This is a genomic window from Haemophilus haemolyticus, assembly GCF_001679045.1.
Classification (GTDB): Bacteria; Pseudomonadota; Gammaproteobacteria; order Enterobacterales; family Pasteurellaceae; genus Haemophilus; species Haemophilus haemolyticus.
Genome location: NZ_LYCK01000011.1, coordinates 71,247 through 89,957, shown reverse-complemented (window position 1 = coordinate 89,957; position 18,711 = coordinate 71,247). Strand labels below are relative to the sequence as shown.

Below are 18,711 nucleotides of genomic sequence, written 5' to 3'. Positions count from 1 at the left end.
TCAAAAATTTGCATAAGAATTGCATAAAAATTCATTTTCAGCAACTTAAATGTGAATAAAAACAAAGAGAAGGAAAAAATTACCTCAGAAATGTGAACTAGATCATAGAATGATATTTCTCTGTTTGTAATTGTGAGATGAAAATTTTAAAATCAGGTCATCTTAAATTAACTAACACATAAGGAGTATTTATGAAAGTTGCAGTATTAGGCGCCGCAGGCGGTATTGGTCAAGCATTAGCGTTATTACTAAAACTTCAGTTGCCTGCTGGTTCAGATTTAGCATTATATGATATTGCCCCTGTTACCCCTGGCGTTGCAGTGGATGTGAGCCATATTCCAACTGCAGTGAATGTGAAAGGTTTTTCTGGTGAAGATCCAACTCCTGCGCTTAAAGGTGCGGATGTTGTATTAATTTCTGCTGGCGTTGCGCGTAAACCTGGTATGGATCGTTCAGATTTATTCAATATTAATGCAGGCATTGTTCGTGGTTTAATTGAGAAAGTCGCGGTTACTTGCCCGAAAGCGTGCGTTGGTATCATTACTAACCCAGTAAATACAACTGTTGCGATTGCGGCTGAAGTATTGAAAAAAGAAGGTGTTTACGACAAACGTAAATTATTTGGTGTGACAACTTTAGACGTGTTACGTTCTGAAACTTTTGTGGCTGAATTAAAAGGTTTAAATGTTTCTCGTACGAGCGTTCCTGTTATTGGTGGTCACTCAGGTGTGACTATTCTTCCATTACTTTCTCAAGTTCAATATGCTGAGTGGAATGAAGATGAAATCGAACCATTAACAAAACGTATCCAAAATGCAGGTACAGAAGTGGTCAATGCAAAAGCGGGTGGCGGTTCTGCAACTCTTTCAATGGCACAAGCAGCAGCACGTTTTGCTCGTTCTTTAGTGAAAGGATTGAGTGGCGAGACAGTTGTTGAATGTACTTATGTTGAAGGTGATGGCAAATATGCTCGTTTCTTCTCTCAACCAGTTCGTTTAGGCAAAGAAGGTGTAGAAGAAATTTTACCAATTGGCCCATTAAGCAATTTTGAGCAACAAGCTCTAGAAAATATGTTGCCGACTTTACGTGCAGATATTGAATTAGGTGAAAAATTTATTAATGGTTAATCATTAAAAATAAGGGGAGCGTTAGCTCCCTTTTTTATGTTTCGATAAAAAAGCCACCAAATGGTGGCTTTTCTTTGTATCTTTATTATTTCTGACGCATTGCAGGGAATAAGATAACATCACGAATTGATGGTGCATTTGCATAAAGCATTGCTAGACGGTCGATACCTAAACCTTCACCAGCTGTTGGTGGTAAGCCGTGTTCTAGCGCAACAACAAAGTCTTCATCTTTAAACATCGCTTCATCATCGCCCGCTTCTTTCGCAGCCACTTGTGCATCAAAACGTTCATTTTGATCTTCAGCGTCATTTAATTCTGAGAAACCATTACCGATTTCACGACCACCGATAAATAGCTCAAAACGATCTGTTACATCAGGATTTTCATCATTACGACGTGCAAGTGGCGAAATTTCCGCAGGATGAGCCATTAAGAATGTTGGTTGAATTAAGTGATGTTCAGCTACTTCTTCAAAAATTGCATTGACAATGCTGCCTAAGCCCCAAGATTTTTGTACTTCAATACCTAAGCGTTCTGCCGTGGCTTTTGCACGATCAAAGTCATATAAATCTTCTTTTACGATACCTTTGTCTGCACCATATTTAATTGTTGCATCGTGTAACGTAATACGTTCGAATGGTTTACCAAAATCAAATTCGTATTCACCGTATTTCACAATAGTAGTACCAAGAATATCAATCGCTAGTTTACGAAGAAGTTCTTCGGTGTTATCCATTAAATCATGGTAGTCCGCATACGCTTGGTAGTATTCAAGCATAGTAAATTCTGGATTATGGCGAACAGAAACCCCTTCATTACGGAAGTTACGGTTTAATTCAAATACTCGTTCAAATCCACCAACGACTAAGCGTTTTAAATAAAGTTCAGGTGCAATACGTAAATACATATCCACATCTAATGCATTGTGATGAGTCACGAAAGGACGCGCAGATGCACCGCCTGGAATCACTTGTAACATTGGCGTTTCCACTTCCATAAAACCTTTAGAAATGAAATATTCACGAATACCCGCGACAACTTTAGAACGAATAATAAAAGTGCGGCGAGATTCTTCGTTAGAAATTAAATCTAAATAACGTTGGCGATAGCGAACTTCTTGGTCGGTTAAGCCATGGAATTTATCTGGTAATGGGCGAAGCGCTTTAGTTAAAAGTTGAACTTTAGTGGTTTTAACGGTGAGTTCATCTGTTTTGGTTTTAAATAAAGTGCCTTTAACGCCAATGATGTCACCTAAATCCCAAGTACCAACGTCATCTTTGTAAACGCCTTCTGGCAAATTATCGCGTGCAACATAAAGCTGGATTTTACCGCTCATATCTTGAATGGTGATAAACGTCGCTTTACCCATTGCGCGGCGAGTCATAATACGGCCAGCAACTTGTACTTCAACGTTTTTCTCTTTTAAGATTTCACCGTCTTCTGCATCATATTGATTGTGCAAATCTTGTGCGAGCGCATCACGACGAAACTTATTTGGAAAGGCATTACCTTTTGCACGTAATGCGGCTAATTTTTCACGACGAACGAGCATTTCGCCATTGAGATCTAATTCTTTAACTTCTTGTTCTGACATATTGTTTACCTTTAATTTTAACTTTAAAAATACCTTCAAAAATAACCGCACTTTTGGATTATTTCTTATGATGGGATAAGTAACTCATCTTTACTTATCCAGCAAATCATGCTTAAAGCCCAGCTTTTAAACTCGCCTCAATAAATCGATCTAAATCACCGTCTAATACGGCTTGCGTATTACGGTTTTCCACGCCAGTACGCAAATCTTTAATGCGTGAATCGTCTAATACATAAGAACGAATTTGGCTTCCCCAACCAATGTCAGATTTATTATCTTCCATTGCTTGTTTATCTGCATTTTTCTTCTGTAATTCAAGCTCATACAATTTCGCTTTTAATTGTTTCATCGCTTGATCTTTGTTCTTGTGCTGTGAACGGTCATTTTGACATTGCACCACAATGCCACTTGGCATATGGGTAATTCGCACCGCACTTTCAGTTTTGTTTACGTGCTGACCACCAGCTCCTGATGCACGATAAACATCAATACGTAAATCAGCAGGATTGATTTCAATATCAATATCGTCATCAATTTCAGGGTAGACAAATGCTGCGCTGAATGATGTGTGACGACGGTTATTGGAATCAAATGGACTTTTACGCACCAAACGATGAATACCGGTTTCTGTTCGTAACCAACCAAAAGCATATTCACCGCTCACTTTAATCGTTGCTGATTTCAATCCAGCTACATCACCGTCAGATACTTCCATCAGTTCTGTTTTAAAACCTTTGCTTTCAGCCCAACGGAGATACATACGGAGCAACATTTCTGTCCAATCTTGAGCTTCCGTACCGCCAGAACCTGCTTGTAAGTCCACATAGCAATCGCAAGCATCATGTTCGCCACTAAACATTCGACGGAACTCTAATTTTTCGAGTTGTTGTTCGAGTTCATCTAATTCAGCAACTGCTTCATTGAAAGTGTCTTCATCTTCTGCTTCGATGGCGAGTTCTAACAACCCATCAACATCTTCTAAGCCTTGTTCTAAATTTTTGATGGTATTTACAACTTGTTCTAAAGAAACGCGTTCTTTACCAAGCGCTTGGGCTTTATCTGGATCATTCCAAACATCTGGCTGTTCTAATTCCGCATTGACTTCTTCTAAACGCTCAACTTTGGCATCGAAGTCAAAGATACCCCCGAAGCACCGAAGTGCGGTCGGATAAGTCGGTGATTTTATTTTTTACAGGATTGATTTCAAACATAATAAATTCACTGTGTGATAAAGTGTGGAATTATATGCTATTTTCTTATTTTTGGATAGTTTGACCTTGCAGAAATTAGCAATCTCTCTATAATTTCAGACTTTCTTACTCAAGCTATTTAGGAACAAAAAATGAAGAAAATTTTTACCGCACTTTTGTGCGTGGCTGCGGCTAATGCAATGGCAAATGATGCCACAATTAAAAGCAAATTACAGTCTCTTGGCGCATCCAATATTGATGTGAAATCCTCGCCAATTTCAGGTATCAAAACTGCCGTAACAGATCAAGGCGTACTTTATGTGACGGACGATGGAAAATATGCTTTCCAAGGTAAACTTTACGAACTTACAAATAATGGTCCTGTTGATGTGGCGGGTAAAATTTTAGTGGATAAACTTAATTCTTATAAAAATGAGATGATTGTTTATCCCGCAAAAAATGAAAAGCATGTTGTGACCGTATTTATGGACATTACTTGCCATTATTGCCATTTATTACATCAGCAATTAAAAGAATATAACGATCTTGGTATTACCGTGCGTTATTTAGCTTTCCCTCGTGCGGGCATGAATAACCAAACTGCAAAACAAATGGAAGCGATTTGGACGGCAAAAGATCCTGTTTTTGCTTTAAATGAAGCAGAAAAAGGCAATTTACCGAAAGAAGTTAAAACCCCAAATGTTGTGAAAAAACATTATGAATTAGGCGCGCAATTTGGCGTAAATGGCACACCAAGTATTGTTACCTCAACTGGTGAGCTTATTGGCGGTTATTTAAAACCAGCTGATTTATTGAGCGCACTTGAAGAAACAACAAAATAATTGTAGCGATATTCATATTTATAAGGGCATATCTTATATGCCCTTTGAATGTGATAAATTAAAATAAAATACACCGTGAAAAAACTTATCAAACGCCGTGAAATTCCAATTGGAAATTCTGTTTCAAACCATCCGTTATTAGATCGCCTTTATCGCGCACGCCATATTCAAAATACCGAAGAATTAGACCGCACTTTAAAATCAATGCTGAATCCAAATCAGCTATATGGTATTGAACAAGCCGTAAATTTATTAGTGGAAGCTTACCAACAACAGCAAAAAATAGTGATTGTTGGGGATTTTGATGCTGATGGTGCAACTAGCACAGCATTAAGTGTGCTTGCTTTAAGACAACTTGGTTTTTCCGATGTGGATTATCTTGTACCAAATCGATTTGAACAAGGTTATGGTTTGAGTATTCCTGTGGCTGAAATGGCGATTGAAAAGGGTGTTCAGCTGTTAACGACGGTGGATAATGGTGTTTCATCTTTTGAAGGCGTTGCATTTTTGAAAGAGAAAGGTGTGCGTGTTTTAGTGACAGATCATCATTTACCACCGGAAACTTTGCCGCCAGCTGATGCCATTGTTAATCCTAATTTAAGTCAGTGTGGTTTTCCTTCAAAATCCTTAGCGGGCGTTGGTGTTGCGTTTTATTTGATGTTAGCCGTACGAGCAAAATTTCGTGAACTCGGTATTTTTACTGCAGAAACACAACCTAGTTTTACTGATTTGCTCGATCTAGTAGCATTGGGTACTGTCGCGGATGTGGTGCCTTTAGATCAGAATAATCGTATCCTTGCTTATCAAGGCTTAATGCGGATTCGTGCACGGCGTTGCCGTCCCGGTATTGTTGCATTAGCAGAAGTGGCTAACCGTAATATTGAACAGTTTACTTCAAGTGATCTCGGTTTTTGTATCGGACCTCGTTTAAATGCGGCCGGGCGCTTAGACAATATGTCGATTGGGGTAGAGCTTTTATTGGCGGACGATATGCTAAAGGCCAGAGAATTGGCTTTAGATCTTGATCAACTCAACCAAACTCGTAAAGAAATTGAAGCAGGCATGAAGCTTGAGGCGCTAGAAATTTGCCAAAATCTCACCGCACTTTTTAAAGAGTTACCTTCGGGGATTACACTTTATCAACCAGATTGGCATCAAGGTGTGTTGGGTATTGTGTCATCTCGGATTAAGGAGCAATATCATCGCCCAGTGATTGCCTTCGCAAAAGATGGTGAGGGAACCTTGAAAGGTTCTGCTCGTTCTATTGAAGGCTTACATATGCGTGATGTTTTAGAGCGTATTCATTCGCAACATCCTAATATGATTTTAAAATTTGGTGGCCATGCGATGGCCGCGGGATTAAGCCTCCGAGAAGAACACTTTGACGATTTCCAACATATTTTTAATCAAACCGTTGCCGATTGGATTGATGAAGAACATTTGCAAGGTGTCATTTGGACCGATGGCGAATTAAATTCAAATGAATTTAATCTTGAGACGGCAGAACTGATAAAATCAGCAGGTCCTTGGGGACAAGCTTTTCCTGAGCCTTGTTTTGATGGCGAATTTAAAATTTTAGACCAGCGTGCAATTGGACAAAATCAAAACCATCTCAAAATGTTAGTGGAGCCAAGACAAGGTGGGCTTTTATTAGATGCGGTTGCGTTTAATATTGATACAAGATTGTATCCCGATCTTTCAATTAAACAGGCAAGATTTGCATATAAATTGGATGTTAATGAGTTTCGTGGTAACCGAAATGTACAGCTTTTAGTGGAATATATTGAAGCGATTGATGAGTAATATTTTGAAATTTTATGGATTATTCGTATTAGGCTTATTTGGGTTTACATCATCGGTTTTAGCTGAAGTAAATCAAAAAGAATTTTCTACTCAAAATCCACCGCACTTACCATCTTCTGATGTCATGTATTTTGAAGATGGGCGGGATTATTTTTCTTATCAAGAGCCTATTGAACAAGCGCCTAGAGCGGACAAAAAAATACGTATTCAATTCTTTTTTGATTACGACTGCCGCGTATGTTCATCAGCGCAAGATATTTTAGAACTTTATAGCCAAATGCGTACAAATAAAGTTGCGTTGGAACAATATCCTATTGCAACTGCGGATAGCCAGTTTAGCGCACGCATTTTTTATACCTTGCAAGCGCTAAGTGCGGGTGAATTATCTAATATTTTATTATTTGAAACTTCAGAAAAATCCCGTTATGCAGAGTTGTCTGCTCCAAATAAAATTCAACAATGGGCGGAAGACCAAGGGCTAGATAAGCAATTATTTATTCAAACTGAAAATTCAGAAAGAGTAAAAGAACAAATTCAAGATGCGATTGAATTGACGGAAGAATATGGTGTTTTTACCTATCCTTACGTTGTCATTGGGGGAAAATATGTACTCACGGCGAGTACGCTTTATAACGATGATTATAGCGTGGCAGTATTAGATTTTTTGGTAAATAAAATAGAACAGGAACAAAAGTGATGAAAATCGGAATTGTTGGCGCAATGGCGCAAGAAGTCGAAATTTTAAAAAATTTAATGGCAGAGAGAACTGAAACTCGAGTAGCAAGTGCGGTAATTTTTGAAGGCAAAATTAATGGTAAAGATGTTGCATTATTGCAATCAGGTATTGGCAAAGTGGCAGCGGCAATTGGTACAACGGCATTGTTGCAATTAGCCAAGCCAGATTTTGTGATCAATACTGGTTCTGCGGGTGGGGTAGCAAAGGGCTTGAAAGTTGGGGATATTGTAATTTCTGATGAAACACGCTACCACGATGCGGATGTGACAGCTTTTGGCTATGAAAAAGGGCAGTTGCCCGCTAATCCCACAGCATTTTTATCGGACAAAAAATTGGCTGACCTCGCTCAAGAAATTGCAGAAAAGCAAGGGCAATCAGTAAAACGTGGTTTAATTTGCTCTGGCGATAGTTTTATTAATAGTGAAGACAAAATTGCACAAATAAAAGCTGACTTCCCGAATGTGACGGGGGTTGAAATGGAAGCCACAGCGATTGCACAAGTTTGCTATGCTTTTAATGTGCCTTTTGTAGTGGTTCGAGCCATTTCAGATGCAGGCAATGGTGAAGCAAGTATGTCTTTTGAAGAGTTCTTACCGTTGGCTGCAAAACAGTCTTCATCATTAGTATTAGGGATGATTGATAGACTGTAGTAATAATCTTTTAATAAGATAATAAATTCTAAAATTGAATCATAAACATTATTTAAAAAGGCATAGCTTATTAGCTATGCCTTTTATATGAACTTACTAGAATTTATAGTTCAAACTCAGAATATAAGTTCTTCCACGTGCAAAGTTATAAAGTACAGATTTATCTGAACCACCGTTACAAGCAGATGGATCTTTTGCACATTCGATAGAATTATTTAAACTTGAATAATATCTTTGCGAAGCCGCATCATTTCCAGCATCTAATGGATCAACATAACGTTTATCTAACAGATTTTGTACTTCCGCTTTAATAATCAAATCTTTGATTGGTTCATAGCTGACGTGTAAATCTAAAATAATCGGTTGTTTTTTAATATCTTCTGTCTTTTTAATAGCATAATAAATTCTGTCGCCCGCAGTATTTTCTTCATAGCGAGAACCGTTGATGTATTCTTCTTGAGTTGTAGCACGCTTACTTTTTCCATAGTAACGGGCTGCGATACCAAGAGTTAATTTTTGATCAAACCAGCGTGTGCCAAGCTCTAATCTACCGTAGTCTTTTGGTAACATAGTGATACGTGATAAACCGTAGCCTTGTTTCAAAATATCTTCTTTTGATGCATTATTAGGACGTGGACTAGCATCGGCATAATTAGTTGGTTGATTCGTACGTTGATAAGCATAGGATAAGTTAGCAAAGAAAGATCCCATGTCATAATTCAGCTCTAACTCAGCTCCACTTTTTTTCACTATTGGTTGATAATTTTGATGAGCAATCGTCAGACGAAAACGATTGAGGCTTGCCCACTCTGGAAGAACACCATCTTGTGACCAATCTCCATACACATTGTGGATATAGTTTTTAATAAAACTACGATAGCCAACAACCTTAACTCCTAATATATCTTCTTTTGTAAAAACGCCTTTTTTATAGGTATTAAAACCAAGTTGATAAGTTTCTGCACGTTCAGGTTTCAATGCGGTATTTACCCCCGCATCAGACACTTGAGAGAAAAACATCTCTTGAATATTCGGCATTCTGTGTGTGCGCGAATAAGTGAAAAATGGCATAAAATAATCGCTTAGCTCAGCACTTAATGTGGCAGAATGATTGAACGCTGTTTTATGCCCTGATTTATGCAAAATCGGTTCATTAATTTGTGTTGGTGTATTTTCGTAACCTACATATTCACCGTTAAATGCATAATGAGTAAAATTGACACTATAGTCTAAATGGTAAATTCCTTTAGAAAGTGCGGTATCAAAATAAACAGTTTTAAATTTTTGTTTACCGGAAGGTTGTAAGATTACTGAACGTTGTGGTAAAGAACCTCGTGGGCCAGAATATCGTCCCTTCGCACTATATGAAAATAAACCTTGATCATGTGATGGATTATCGTAAAACAAACTTAGTTCTTCTGGAAAACGATTTTTGCTGTATTCATTGGTAAAATAGTTAAACCCTAATGTAGTTTTTAAATCAATTTCTTTTGGCAATAAGAAAGTATAACTGTTGTTAATATCAACAATATTTGCCACATTTTTTGCGATAAGTTTATCTGCCACTTGCCAGCTTGCAAAAAAACCACCCTTAGGATAAATTGTTTTCCCAACATTATGTGCAATCATGAAATTCATATCAAGATAGCGATTATTATTAAAATTATAGTTGAGTTGATAATTACGATTTTCGATTTTTCGAGAACCAATTTTATTATCAAGAGTACGTATTTGTGCACCTAAGGTATGGTTATCATCGCCATATTCAAATTTTAACAAATGGCTACGTGAGCGAGATTGCAAACTACCTGGTTCAATCGGTGCAACACTATATTGTTCTTTATTCTCTTCAAAGCCGTCATCAATTTTTTTTATATCTGCTTGTAGTTCTGGTATATTTTGAGGCTGCGTACCATTTGCCAATTCTTTTAAAATTTTCTTTCTTGTTTCATCTTCATAGGAAAATCTCTCACGCTTTATATTGTAAGGAGATTCATCAGGTGTTTCTGTATCACTTATATAATCATAATTTTCGCTTTTTTTTTCAGTTATAGTAATACAGCCTGGGGTTACCGTTTTTGTAATACCTGTAAAATCCATTGGAGTCGTAATTGGGGCTGTGCTGCCATGGAATATAGGCGTTTCTTCGTTACAAGACCAAAGAGGTTTAGATTCATCAGGAACCCACTGTCCTGTTGGACTTAATGTATAACCCTCATCATGAAAAACAGCTTCTTTTTCTTTAGCAAGAATATCATGCCCTAATGAAGCTAATCGTTCTCCTCCACCAATACGATAATCTTGTGAAACCTCACGTTGACTGTAGCCATATACCACACCAACATAACCGCCATTATCAAGCCATTTTCTACCTGCAGCCATTGTCATAAAATTCGATTTAGTTGCATTGCTCCCTGTCATTCCTTTTACGATGAGCCCAAAAGGCTTGTCATCAGTGATAACATCATTAACGCCTAATGTTCTAAAATTAGCACTGCCCGATAATGCATTTATACCGCTTGTTCCCGAAAAGTTACTTTTATTGACATCTACACCTGCAATAAAATTAGGATCGATTGCCGCACCAAATTGAGAACTTCCGCCTGATTGACCAGAGTCTAAGGCTGTAGAATAGAAGGTCTGGGTTACACCATCAACCATAGTATTGACACGACCTAATCCATTTTCGCCACGAATATTTACAGAAACTACGCCCGAACCTTTATCTTGCTGAGTAAATGCACCAGGGATACTTCGAATGACTTGATCGATAGTCTGGGTTTCTTTAAAAATATGCTCTCGGGTGCTTTTTGCTTTCGCTTCCGTAAAAGGTTTTTTATCGTTGGCGACATTTTTTTCTACTACATCAATTTGTTCTAGCGTTTCTTCTGCCTGAGCTTCCACAATAGATACACTTAATGTATTGATAAGACAAAATGTAATTAAATTTAATCGAATAACTTTCTGCATTATTACTTCCTTATTTTTTGAGAAAGATTCGTATTATCTTATTGTGTTTTGTAAAATTCAATAAATTTTTATTAAAATTAATATAAAACTCTAAAAAAATGAAAAAAATTAATTTATAAAAAAGGGCTCTTTAACTAAAAAGCTTATAGGTGCGCGTTAGTTATTTTTTACTCTTTGTTAGTGGATCTTGAGTTAAGTTTGAAAGGTGGCAATAGCTAAATAGAATGTTTATCTTTATAATACGTCAACTTTTGATAAGTAAAGGATAAGTTATATGGGAACGATTATTACCGTTGATGGGCCTAGCGGTGCAGGGAAAGGCACGCTTTGTTACGCTTTGGCAGAAAAGCTAGGTTATGCGTTATTGGATAGTGGAGCAATTTATCGCGTTACAGCATTGGCGGCATTACAACGTAAAACTGATTTAACAAATGAATTGGCACTAGCTGAATTAGCTCGTCACTTAGATATTCAATTTATTCCTCAAAATGGCGAGGTGAATATTTTGCTTGCTGGCATGAATGTAAGTCATTTAATTCGCACTCAAGAAGTCGCTGATGCCGCATCTAAAGTAGCTGTGTTTCCAGAAGTACGGTCAGCTTTGCTACAACTTCAGCAAGATTTTGCGAAAAATGATGGATTAATTGCTGATGGTAGAGATATGGGGACTGTGGTATTCCCAAATGCTCAAGTGAAGTTATTTTTAGATGCAAGTGCTGAAGAACGTGCAAAAAGACGCTATAAACAGTTGCAAAATAAAGGAATAAATGGTAACTTTGAGCAGATTTTAGCCGAGATAAAAGAGCGTGATTTTCGTGATAGAAATCGAGAGGTTGCACCTCTAAAACCGGCTGATGATGCTTTATTATTGGATAGCACAACGTTGAGTATTGGTGAAGTTATTGATCAGGCGTTAGCTTATATTCAAGAAAAGGTGTCAATTTCGATTTAACTGTTTGTTCAAGGAAGAATAAGCATTTATCCTCAACCCCGCATTTTATGGATTTTAATGTGGATGTTATTAACTTAAATTAAGAAGATTATTTATATGTCAGAATCTTTTGCTCAACTTTTTGAAGAATCATTAAAAGGCCTTGAAACTCGTCAAGGTTCAATCGTTAGCGGTACTGTAGTAGCTATCCAAAAAGGCTTTGTGCTTGTTGATGCAGGTTTAAAATCTGAGTCTGCAATCCCAGTTGCTGAATTTCTAAATGCACAAGGCGAACTTGAAATCCAAGTTGGCGATACTGTAAATGTTGCATTAGATGCAGTTGAAGATGGTTTCGGTGAAACTAAACTTTCTCGTGAGAAAGCTGTTCGTCACGAATCTTGGATTGAATTAGAAAAAGCTTACGAAGAAAAAGCGACCGTTATCGGTTTAATCAACGGCAAAGTGAAAGGCGGTTTCACAGTTGAGTTAAACGGTGTTCGTGCATTCTTACCAGGTTCTTTAGTTGATACTCGTCCAGCGCGTGAAGCAGATCACTTACTTGGTAAAGAATTAGAATTCAAAGTAATCAAATTAGATCAAAAACGTAACAACGTTGTTGTTTCTCGTCGTGCAGTGATTGAATCTGAAAACAGCCAAGAACGTGAACAAGTATTAGAAAATCTTGTTGAAGGTTCAGAAGTTAAAGGTATCGTTAAAAACTTAACTGAGTACGGTGCATTCGTTGATCTTGGTGGTGTTGACGGTTTATTACATATCACCGATATGGCTTGGAAACGTGTTAAACATCCAAGCGAAATCGTGAATGTTGGCGATGAAGTTACTGTTAAAGTATTAAAATTTGATAAAGATCGTACTCGTGTATCTTTAGGCTTAAAACAATTAGGTCAAGATCCGTGGGCTGCAATTGCTGAAAATCACCCAGTGAACAGCAAATTAACTGGTAAAGTAACTAACTTAACAGACTATGGTTGTTTCGTTGAGATCTTAGATGGCGTTGAAGGTTTAGTTCACGTTTCTGAAATGGATTGGACTAATAAAAATATCCACCCATCTAAAGTTGTTAGCTTAGGCGATACTGTAGAAGTAATGGTATTAGAAATTGATGAAGAACGTCGTCGTATTTCTTTAGGCTTAAAACAATGCAAAGCTAACCCATGGACTCAATTTGCTGAAACTCACAATAAAGGCGATAAAGTAACTGGTAAAATCAAGTCTATCACTGATTTCGGTATCTTCATCGGTCTTGAAGGTGGTATCGATGGTTTAGTTCACTTATCTGATATTTCTTGGAATGTATCAGGTGAAGAAGCAGTTCGTAACTACAAAAAAGGTGACGAAGTTTCTGCAGTAGTATTAGCAGTTGATGCAGTGAAAGAGCGCATTTCTTTAGGTATCAAACAACTTGAAGAAGATCCATTCAATAACTTCGTAGCAATCAACAAAAAAGGTGCTGTAGTATCAGCAACAGTAGTTGAAGCAGATGCAAAAGGTGCTAAAGTTGAATTAGCGGGCGGCGTTGAAGGTTATATCCGCGCAGCTGATTTAACAAATGAAGTTGCTGCAGGTGATGTGGTTGAAGCTAAATACACTGGTGTAGATCGTAAATCTCGTATCGTTCACTTATCAGTGAAAGCAAAAGACCAAGCTGAAGAAGCTGCTGCAGTTGCAAATGTGAATAACAAACAAGAAGAAGTTGCTATTCCAAACGCAATGGCTGAAGCATTTAAAGCAGCTAAAGGTGAATAATTAATTCACATAATAAGGCTGGGCTCATGTCCAGCCTTATTTTTAGGGCTTATTGCTAATACATTGAAATAATGTATTAGCAATGAATCTTAATTTGAATAATATTAAGGGAGAGAAGACGATGACTAAGTCAGAACTTATAGAAAAATTATTAGCGAAACATCCGACTTTACCCGTAAAAGAAATCGAAAATATGGTAAAAGATATTTTGGAGTTTATTTCTCAATCTCTTGAAAATGGCGATCGTGTTGAGTTGAGAGGATTTGGAAGTTTTTCACTGCATTATCGTAATCCTCGTTTAGGGCGTAATCCAAAAACGGGTGATTCTGTTAAATTAGAAGCTAAATCTGTGCCGCACTTTAAAGCAGGTAAAGAATTAAAAGAGCGTGTAGATATTTATTAATAAAATTAAAATGCTCGAATATTCCTTTCAAACTACAACGTTTGCCATTATTTAGAAAAACCATATTTTAAGGAAATGTATGATTAAATATATTTTAGGTATTGTGATTTTTATCGCTATCGTGTTGGTTGCAATTACCATTGGGGCAAATAACGATCAAGTTATTACATTTAATTATATTGTGGCGGAAAGTCAGCTCCAACTATCAACTCTTGTTGCTATTTTATTTGGATTAGGTTTAATTCTTGGTTGGTTAATCACTGCTTTTTTCTATCTTAAGTTAAAAATTAAAAATATGGCATTAGCTCGTCAAGTTAAGCGCCAAACTTTACAAATCAACGAGTTGACTACTGTGCGCGATAAGGTCGCCTGATGCTAGAATTACTCTTTCTACTATTGCCTATCGCTGCAGCCTATGGTTGGTACATGGGGCAGCGTAGTGCAAAGAAAGATCAAGATGACATTAGTAATAAACTCTCCCGAGATTATGTTACGGGGGTAAACTTCTTACTTTCCAATCAAACCGATAAAGCTGTAGATTTGTTTTTAGACATGCTTCAGAAGCAAGAAACCGAAAATGAAATCGAAAGCCACTCCCAATTTGAAGCTGAGCTTACACTTGGCAATCTATTCCGCTCTAGAGGCGAAGTTGATCGTGCATTACGTATTCACCAAGCTTTAGACCTTAGTCCTAATTATACATTTGAGCAAAAATTACTCGCAAAGCAGCAGCTTGCTAGAGATTTTATGGTGGTTGGTTTTTTTGACCGAGCTGAAAATCTTTATATTTTACTAGTGGATGAACCTGAGTTTGCAGAAAATGCTTTACAGCAACTTTTAGTGATTTATCAAAAAACTAAAGAATGGAAAAAAGCGGTTAATATTGCTGAAAAACTCGCTAAAATAAAACCACAAGAGAATAATATTGAACTTGCGCAATGTTATTGTGAATATTCACAAAGTTTAGAGCCTGAAAGTGCGGTTGAAAAACGCAGTATTTTACAAAAAGCTTTGTTGGTTTCTCCTACTTGTGTTCGCGCTTCTTTATTACTCTCAAATTTAGAAATGCTTGAAGGTCAATATCAACAAGCAGCAAAAATACTAGAACATGTTTTAGAGCAAAATCCAGATTATACTGGTGAAATTTTGTCACCTTTAAAACATTGTTATGAAGAATTAAATCAGTTAGATAACTTTGAGTTATTCTTAATTCGTGCTGGCCAAATTACTAATAATGACGAAGTAGAGTTAGCACTAGTCAAATTAATTGAAGAAAAAGATGGCAAGTCAGCTGCTCAAGCTAAGCTTTATCAGCAACTCACGAAAAAGCCAAGTACTTTAATTTTCCACCGTTTTATGCAGTATCAAATTGATGATGCAGAAGAAGGGCGTGGAAAAGAAAGCCTAATTTTATTACATAAAATGGTTGGTGAACGAATTAAACAAACATCGGCCTATCGTTGTACAAATTGTGGTTATCAAATCCATAAGCTATTGTGGAATTGCCCATCTTGCCGTCAATGGGAAAGTATTAAACCAGTTTCAAGTCAAGAACATAATTAATTGATACTCAGCGAGGTAACATTATGACAAGTAAAATTATTGTGGCATTGGACTATGAGAAAGAAGCAGAGGCTCTTGCTTTAGTTGATCAAATTGATCCGAGTTTGTGTCGATTAAAAGTGGGTAAAGAAATGTTTACTACACTTGGTATTAATTTTGTAAAACAATTACATCAACGTAATTTCGATGTTTTCTTAGATCTTAAATATCATGATATTCCAAATACTGTAGCAAGAGCGGTCAGATCTGCAGCTGATTTGGGGGTATGGATGGTAGATCTGCACGCAAGCGGAGGGCTACGAATGATGGAAGAAGCTAAGAGAATTCTTGAACCTTATGGGAAAGATGCGCCATTGCTTATCGCTGTGACGGTATTAACCAGCATGGAAGATTTGGATTTATTACAAATTGGGATTAATGCATCGCCAATGGAACAAGTTTTACGCTTAGCTCATTTAACTCAACGTGCAGGTTTGGATGGTGTGGTTTGCTCTCCGCAAGAAGTTGAAATTTTACGTAATACTTGTGGAGCAGAGTTTAAATTGGTGACCCCAGGGATTCGTCCAATTGGAGCGGATTTTGGTGATCAAAGACGTGTAATGACACCTACTGCTGCGATTCGTGCAGGTTCAGATTATTTAGTGATAGGGCGTCCTATTACTAAAGCTGATAATCCTGCAGAGGTTCTTCGTTCTATTAATGCATCTATTGGGTAATTATGATGTCAGATTCTGTTTTAGTGTATTCAACCGATGTGGGGAGAATTAAAGAGGAAAAGGCTTCTGTAGTTCGCCCAAAAGGAGACGGTGTTGTACGTATCCAAAAACAAACGAGCGGTAGGAAAGGTGCTGGCGTATCGGTTATAACTGGTTTAGATTTATCTGATGATGAATTGAAAAAATTAGCTGCTGAATTAAAAAAACGTTGTGGATGTGGTGGCTCTGTTAAAAATGGAATGATTGAGATTCAAGGTGAAAAGCGTGATTTGCTCAAGCAATTGTTAGAGCAAAAAGGGTTTACCGTTAAATTATCAGGTGGATGATTAAAAAGGCGCATTAGCGCCTTTTTTGTTAAAGATTTAAAATTTCTTTAACGAAAGGAATCGTAAGATTTCGTTGTGCTTGTAACGAGGCTTTATCTAGTAGATCAAGCGCTTCAAATAATGTGTGCATGTCTCGTGCTAGTCGTGTAAGTAAAAAATTAGCCGTCTCATCAGGTAATTGAATTCCTCGTTGATAAGCATTATGTTGCAGAACACTAATTTTTTGCTCGTCAGTTAAGGAATTTAATTGATAAATTTCACCCCAAGTCAAGCGAGAGTTCAAATCAGGCAATTTTACAGGAAGTGCGGAAGGCGATTTATCTGAACTAATAAGCAAAAGCGTTTTTCCGCTCGCTTTAATTCGATTGAATAGATCAAAAATAGCTAATTCCCATTCATCGTTTCCGATCACAGTTTGTACATCATCTAGACACACTAATTCTTGGTGTTCTAGATTTTCAAGAACTGCGGTAGAAAAATATTGAGATTTACTTAGAGGCACATAAATAGCAGTACGTTGATTGATTAAATATTCGTTACTGAATGCTCTAAGCAGATGAGTTTTTCCAGAACCTTTATTTCCCCAAATATAGAAAAACTGTTGTTTTAATTCAGCTGAATTTTTGTGTAAAGAATCGAGCAATAAAAGATTATTATCGCCGTAAAAGTTTTCTAATGTGGCATCATCAATTTGATGAATAGGTAAGGGAAGCTGCTTATTCAAATATTTATGTATTACAGATTATAAGTAAGAAAAAGGGCTAAATTGGTATTTAACCCTTTTAAAAGGAATCTTATTCTACTTCATTTTTTGCTTTCGGTAAAACAAGGTTTAAGATGATAGCAACAATCGCACACAAGCTGATACCTTTTAGTGATACGTTACCCACATCTACAAACATATTGCCGATGCCAAATGTCATGACGACAGAAATAATACACAGATTACGTGCTTCGGTAACATCAACTTTGCCACGAATTAAGGTGCTCATGCCCACGACTGCGATTGAACCGAAAACAAGCATCATAATTCCACCCATTACAATAGTTGGAATCGTTGATAGGAATGCGCCTACTTTTCCACAGAATGAAATTGCAATAGCCCAAATCGCAGCCCAAGTCATAATATTAGGATTGAAATTTCGGGTTAACATTACGGCACCAGTTACTTCCGCATAGGTTGTATTTGGTGGTCCACCCACTAAAGATGCAGCTGCAGTTGCTAAGCCGTCTCCCAATAAAGTGCGGTGTAATCCTGGTTTTTTTAAAAAGTCTTTACCTGTCACAGAGCTAATCGCCATAATGCCGCCCACGTGTTCTACTGCAGGTGCAATGGCAATGGGTAACATATAAAGAATGGCTTCTAGGTTAAATTCGGGCGCAGTTAATTTTGGTAAGCTGAACCAAGGCGCATCAATCACTGGTTGGAAATTAATTAAACCTAGGAATAAACATAAAATATAGCCCGCAGTAATACCAAACATAATAGGGATGAGTTTCATCAATCCTTTGGCAAATACTGCCACAGATAAAGTAGTAAGAAGTGTTACCATTGAAACTAATACTGCATCGTTATACGCATAAGCACTGTTTTTGCCTAATGACATATCAACTGCCACAGGAGCAAGCCCCATCCCAATGATAATAATCACTGGGCCAACTACAATCGGTGGGAAAATGCGTTGTAATGCTTCTGTTCCGCGTAATTTTACTAACGTGCTTAGTGCTAGATATACAAGACCAGCAGATGCTAAACCACCCATAGTGGTCGCAATGCCCCAAGTTTGAACACCATATTGAATAGGCGCGATAAAGGCAAAAGATGAGGCTAAGAAAATAGGAACTTGTTTACCTGTGCAAAGTTGGAAGAGTAGGGTTCCAACGCCTGCAGTTAATAATGCTGTATTGGAATCAAGGCCTGTAATTAATGGTACAAGAACGAGCGCACCAAATGCGACGAAGAGCATCTGTAGGCCAACGAATGATTGTTTTAATGTACTTTGTTTTTCCGAAGGGAAAGAAGAAGTTTGATTTGTCATTTAGTTTCAACTCTCTGTTTGAATTAACTTAAAGTGCGGTCAGTTTTTCTTGTG

17 protein-coding genes are annotated in these 18,711 nt (G+C 37.3%); 12 read left to right on the top strand and 5 right to left on the bottom strand.

Annotation, left to right across the window (positions count from 1 at the left end; translation table 11 throughout):
* The first annotated feature begins 191 nt into the window (after positions 1 to 191).
* Positions 192 to 1,127, top strand: a complete 936-nt coding sequence (gene mdh / locus A8M50_RS03210) for a malate dehydrogenase (RefSeq protein WP_005646648.1) — start codon at positions 192 to 194, stop codon at positions 1,125 to 1,127.
* Positions 1,128 to 1,212: 85 nt separating this feature from the next.
* Here mdh and lysS read toward each other — a convergent pair whose 3' ends face one another.
* Positions 1,213 to 2,721, bottom strand: coding sequence for a lysine--tRNA ligase (gene lysS, locus A8M50_RS03205; protein WP_005646493.1), 1,509 nt, complete (start codon positions 2,719 to 2,721; stop codon positions 1,213 to 1,215).
* Positions 2,722 to 2,833: 112 nt separating this feature from the next.
* A protein-coding gene (gene prfB / locus A8M50_RS03200) for a peptide chain release factor 2 (protein WP_100185028.1) occupies positions 2,834 to 3,932 on the bottom strand; the annotation gives its coding sequence in 2 pieces (ribosomal slippage) (positions 2,834 to 3,856 and positions 3,858 to 3,932; 1,098 coding nt in all).
* Positions 3,933 to 4,063: 131 nt separating this feature from the next.
* Between prfB and dsbC the strand changes: the two genes are divergently transcribed.
* From dsbC to A8M50_RS03175, 4 genes are all read left to right on the top strand, one after another.
* The gene (dsbC, locus tag A8M50_RS03190; RefSeq protein WP_005646598.1) at positions 4,064 to 4,753 is read left to right on the top strand and encodes a bifunctional protein-disulfide isomerase/oxidoreductase DsbC; all 690 of its coding nucleotides are present in this window, start codon (positions 4,064 to 4,066) and stop codon (positions 4,751 to 4,753) included.
* Positions 4,754 to 4,828: 75 nt separating this feature from the next.
* Positions 4,829 to 6,556 (top strand): single-stranded-DNA-specific exonuclease RecJ, encoded by a 1,728-nt coding sequence (gene recJ, locus A8M50_RS03185; protein WP_005646651.1) that lies wholly within the window; start codon positions 4,829 to 4,831, stop codon positions 6,554 to 6,556.
* Positions 6,549 to 7,253 carry a thiol:disulfide interchange protein DsbA/DsbL gene (locus A8M50_RS03180; protein ID WP_005646615.1) on the top strand — a complete coding sequence of 235 codons (705 nt, stop codon included), beginning with the start codon at positions 6,549 to 6,551 and terminating at the stop codon, positions 7,251 to 7,253. Before recJ ends, A8M50_RS03180 begins: the two co-directional genes overlap by 8 nt.
* A complete protein-coding gene (locus tag A8M50_RS03175; protein ID WP_005646574.1) occupies positions 7,253 to 7,942 on the top strand; it encodes a 5'-methylthioadenosine/adenosylhomocysteine nucleosidase in 690 nt (229 codons plus the stop codon). Before A8M50_RS03180 ends, A8M50_RS03175 begins: the two co-directional genes overlap by 1 nt.
* A 96-nt stretch (positions 7,943 to 8,038) precedes the next feature.
* Here the strand turns inward: A8M50_RS03175 and A8M50_RS03170 are convergent, their stop codons facing one another.
* Entirely contained in the window at positions 8,039 to 10,912 is a 2,874-nt protein-coding gene (locus tag A8M50_RS03170) for a TonB-dependent receptor domain-containing protein (protein WP_005646560.1), read from the bottom strand.
* Between the two features lie 274 nt (positions 10,913 to 11,186).
* On the opposite strand from A8M50_RS03170, the gene cmk reads away from it, so the two are divergent.
* The 7 genes from cmk to yciH all read left to right on the top strand — a co-directional run bounded on the left by cmk (position 11,187) and on the right by yciH (position 16,618).
* Entirely contained in the window at positions 11,187 to 11,864 is a 678-nt protein-coding gene (cmk, locus tag A8M50_RS03165) for a (d)CMP kinase (protein WP_005646586.1), read from the top strand.
* Positions 11,865 to 11,960: 96 nt separating this feature from the next.
* On the top strand, positions 11,961 to 13,610 hold the full coding sequence (gene rpsA / locus A8M50_RS03160) for a 30S ribosomal protein S1 (protein WP_005630739.1): 1,650 nt from the start codon (positions 11,961 to 11,963) through the stop codon (positions 13,608 to 13,610).
* A gap of 82 nt (positions 13,611 to 13,692) precedes the next feature.
* On the top strand, positions 13,693 to 14,013 hold the full coding sequence (locus A8M50_RS03155; RefSeq protein WP_481808254.1) for an integration host factor subunit beta: 321 nt from the start codon (positions 13,693 to 13,695) through the stop codon (positions 14,011 to 14,013).
* Between the two features lie 79 nt (positions 14,014 to 14,092).
* Entirely contained in the window at positions 14,093 to 14,386 is a 294-nt protein-coding gene (locus A8M50_RS03150) for a LapA family protein (RefSeq protein WP_005646570.1), read from the top strand.
* Entirely contained in the window at positions 14,386 to 15,576 is a 1,191-nt protein-coding gene (lapB, locus tag A8M50_RS03145; RefSeq protein WP_005646619.1) for a lipopolysaccharide assembly protein LapB, read from the top strand. The genes A8M50_RS03150 and lapB overlap by 1 nt, the downstream gene beginning before the upstream one ends.
* Before the next feature lie 23 nt (positions 15,577 to 15,599).
* A complete protein-coding gene (pyrF, locus tag A8M50_RS03140; RefSeq protein WP_005646585.1) occupies positions 15,600 to 16,292 on the top strand; it encodes an orotidine-5'-phosphate decarboxylase in 693 nt (230 codons plus the stop codon).
* 5 nt (positions 16,293 to 16,297) lie between these two features.
* A complete protein-coding gene (yciH, locus tag A8M50_RS03135; protein WP_032826595.1) occupies positions 16,298 to 16,618 on the top strand; it encodes a stress response translation initiation inhibitor YciH in 321 nt (106 codons plus the stop codon).
* A gap of 28 nt (positions 16,619 to 16,646) precedes the next feature.
* Here the strand turns inward: yciH and hda are convergent, their stop codons facing one another.
* Positions 16,647 to 17,342, bottom strand: a complete 696-nt coding sequence (gene hda / locus A8M50_RS03130) for a DnaA regulatory inactivator Hda (protein WP_005646641.1) — start codon at positions 17,340 to 17,342, stop codon at positions 16,647 to 16,649.
* 70 nt (positions 17,343 to 17,412) lie between these two features.
* On the bottom strand, positions 17,413 to 18,657 hold the full coding sequence (locus A8M50_RS03125; protein ID WP_005646517.1) for a nucleobase:cation symporter-2 family protein: 1,245 nt from the start codon (positions 18,655 to 18,657) through the stop codon (positions 17,413 to 17,415).
* Positions 18,658 to 18,711: the final 54 nt, after the last annotated feature.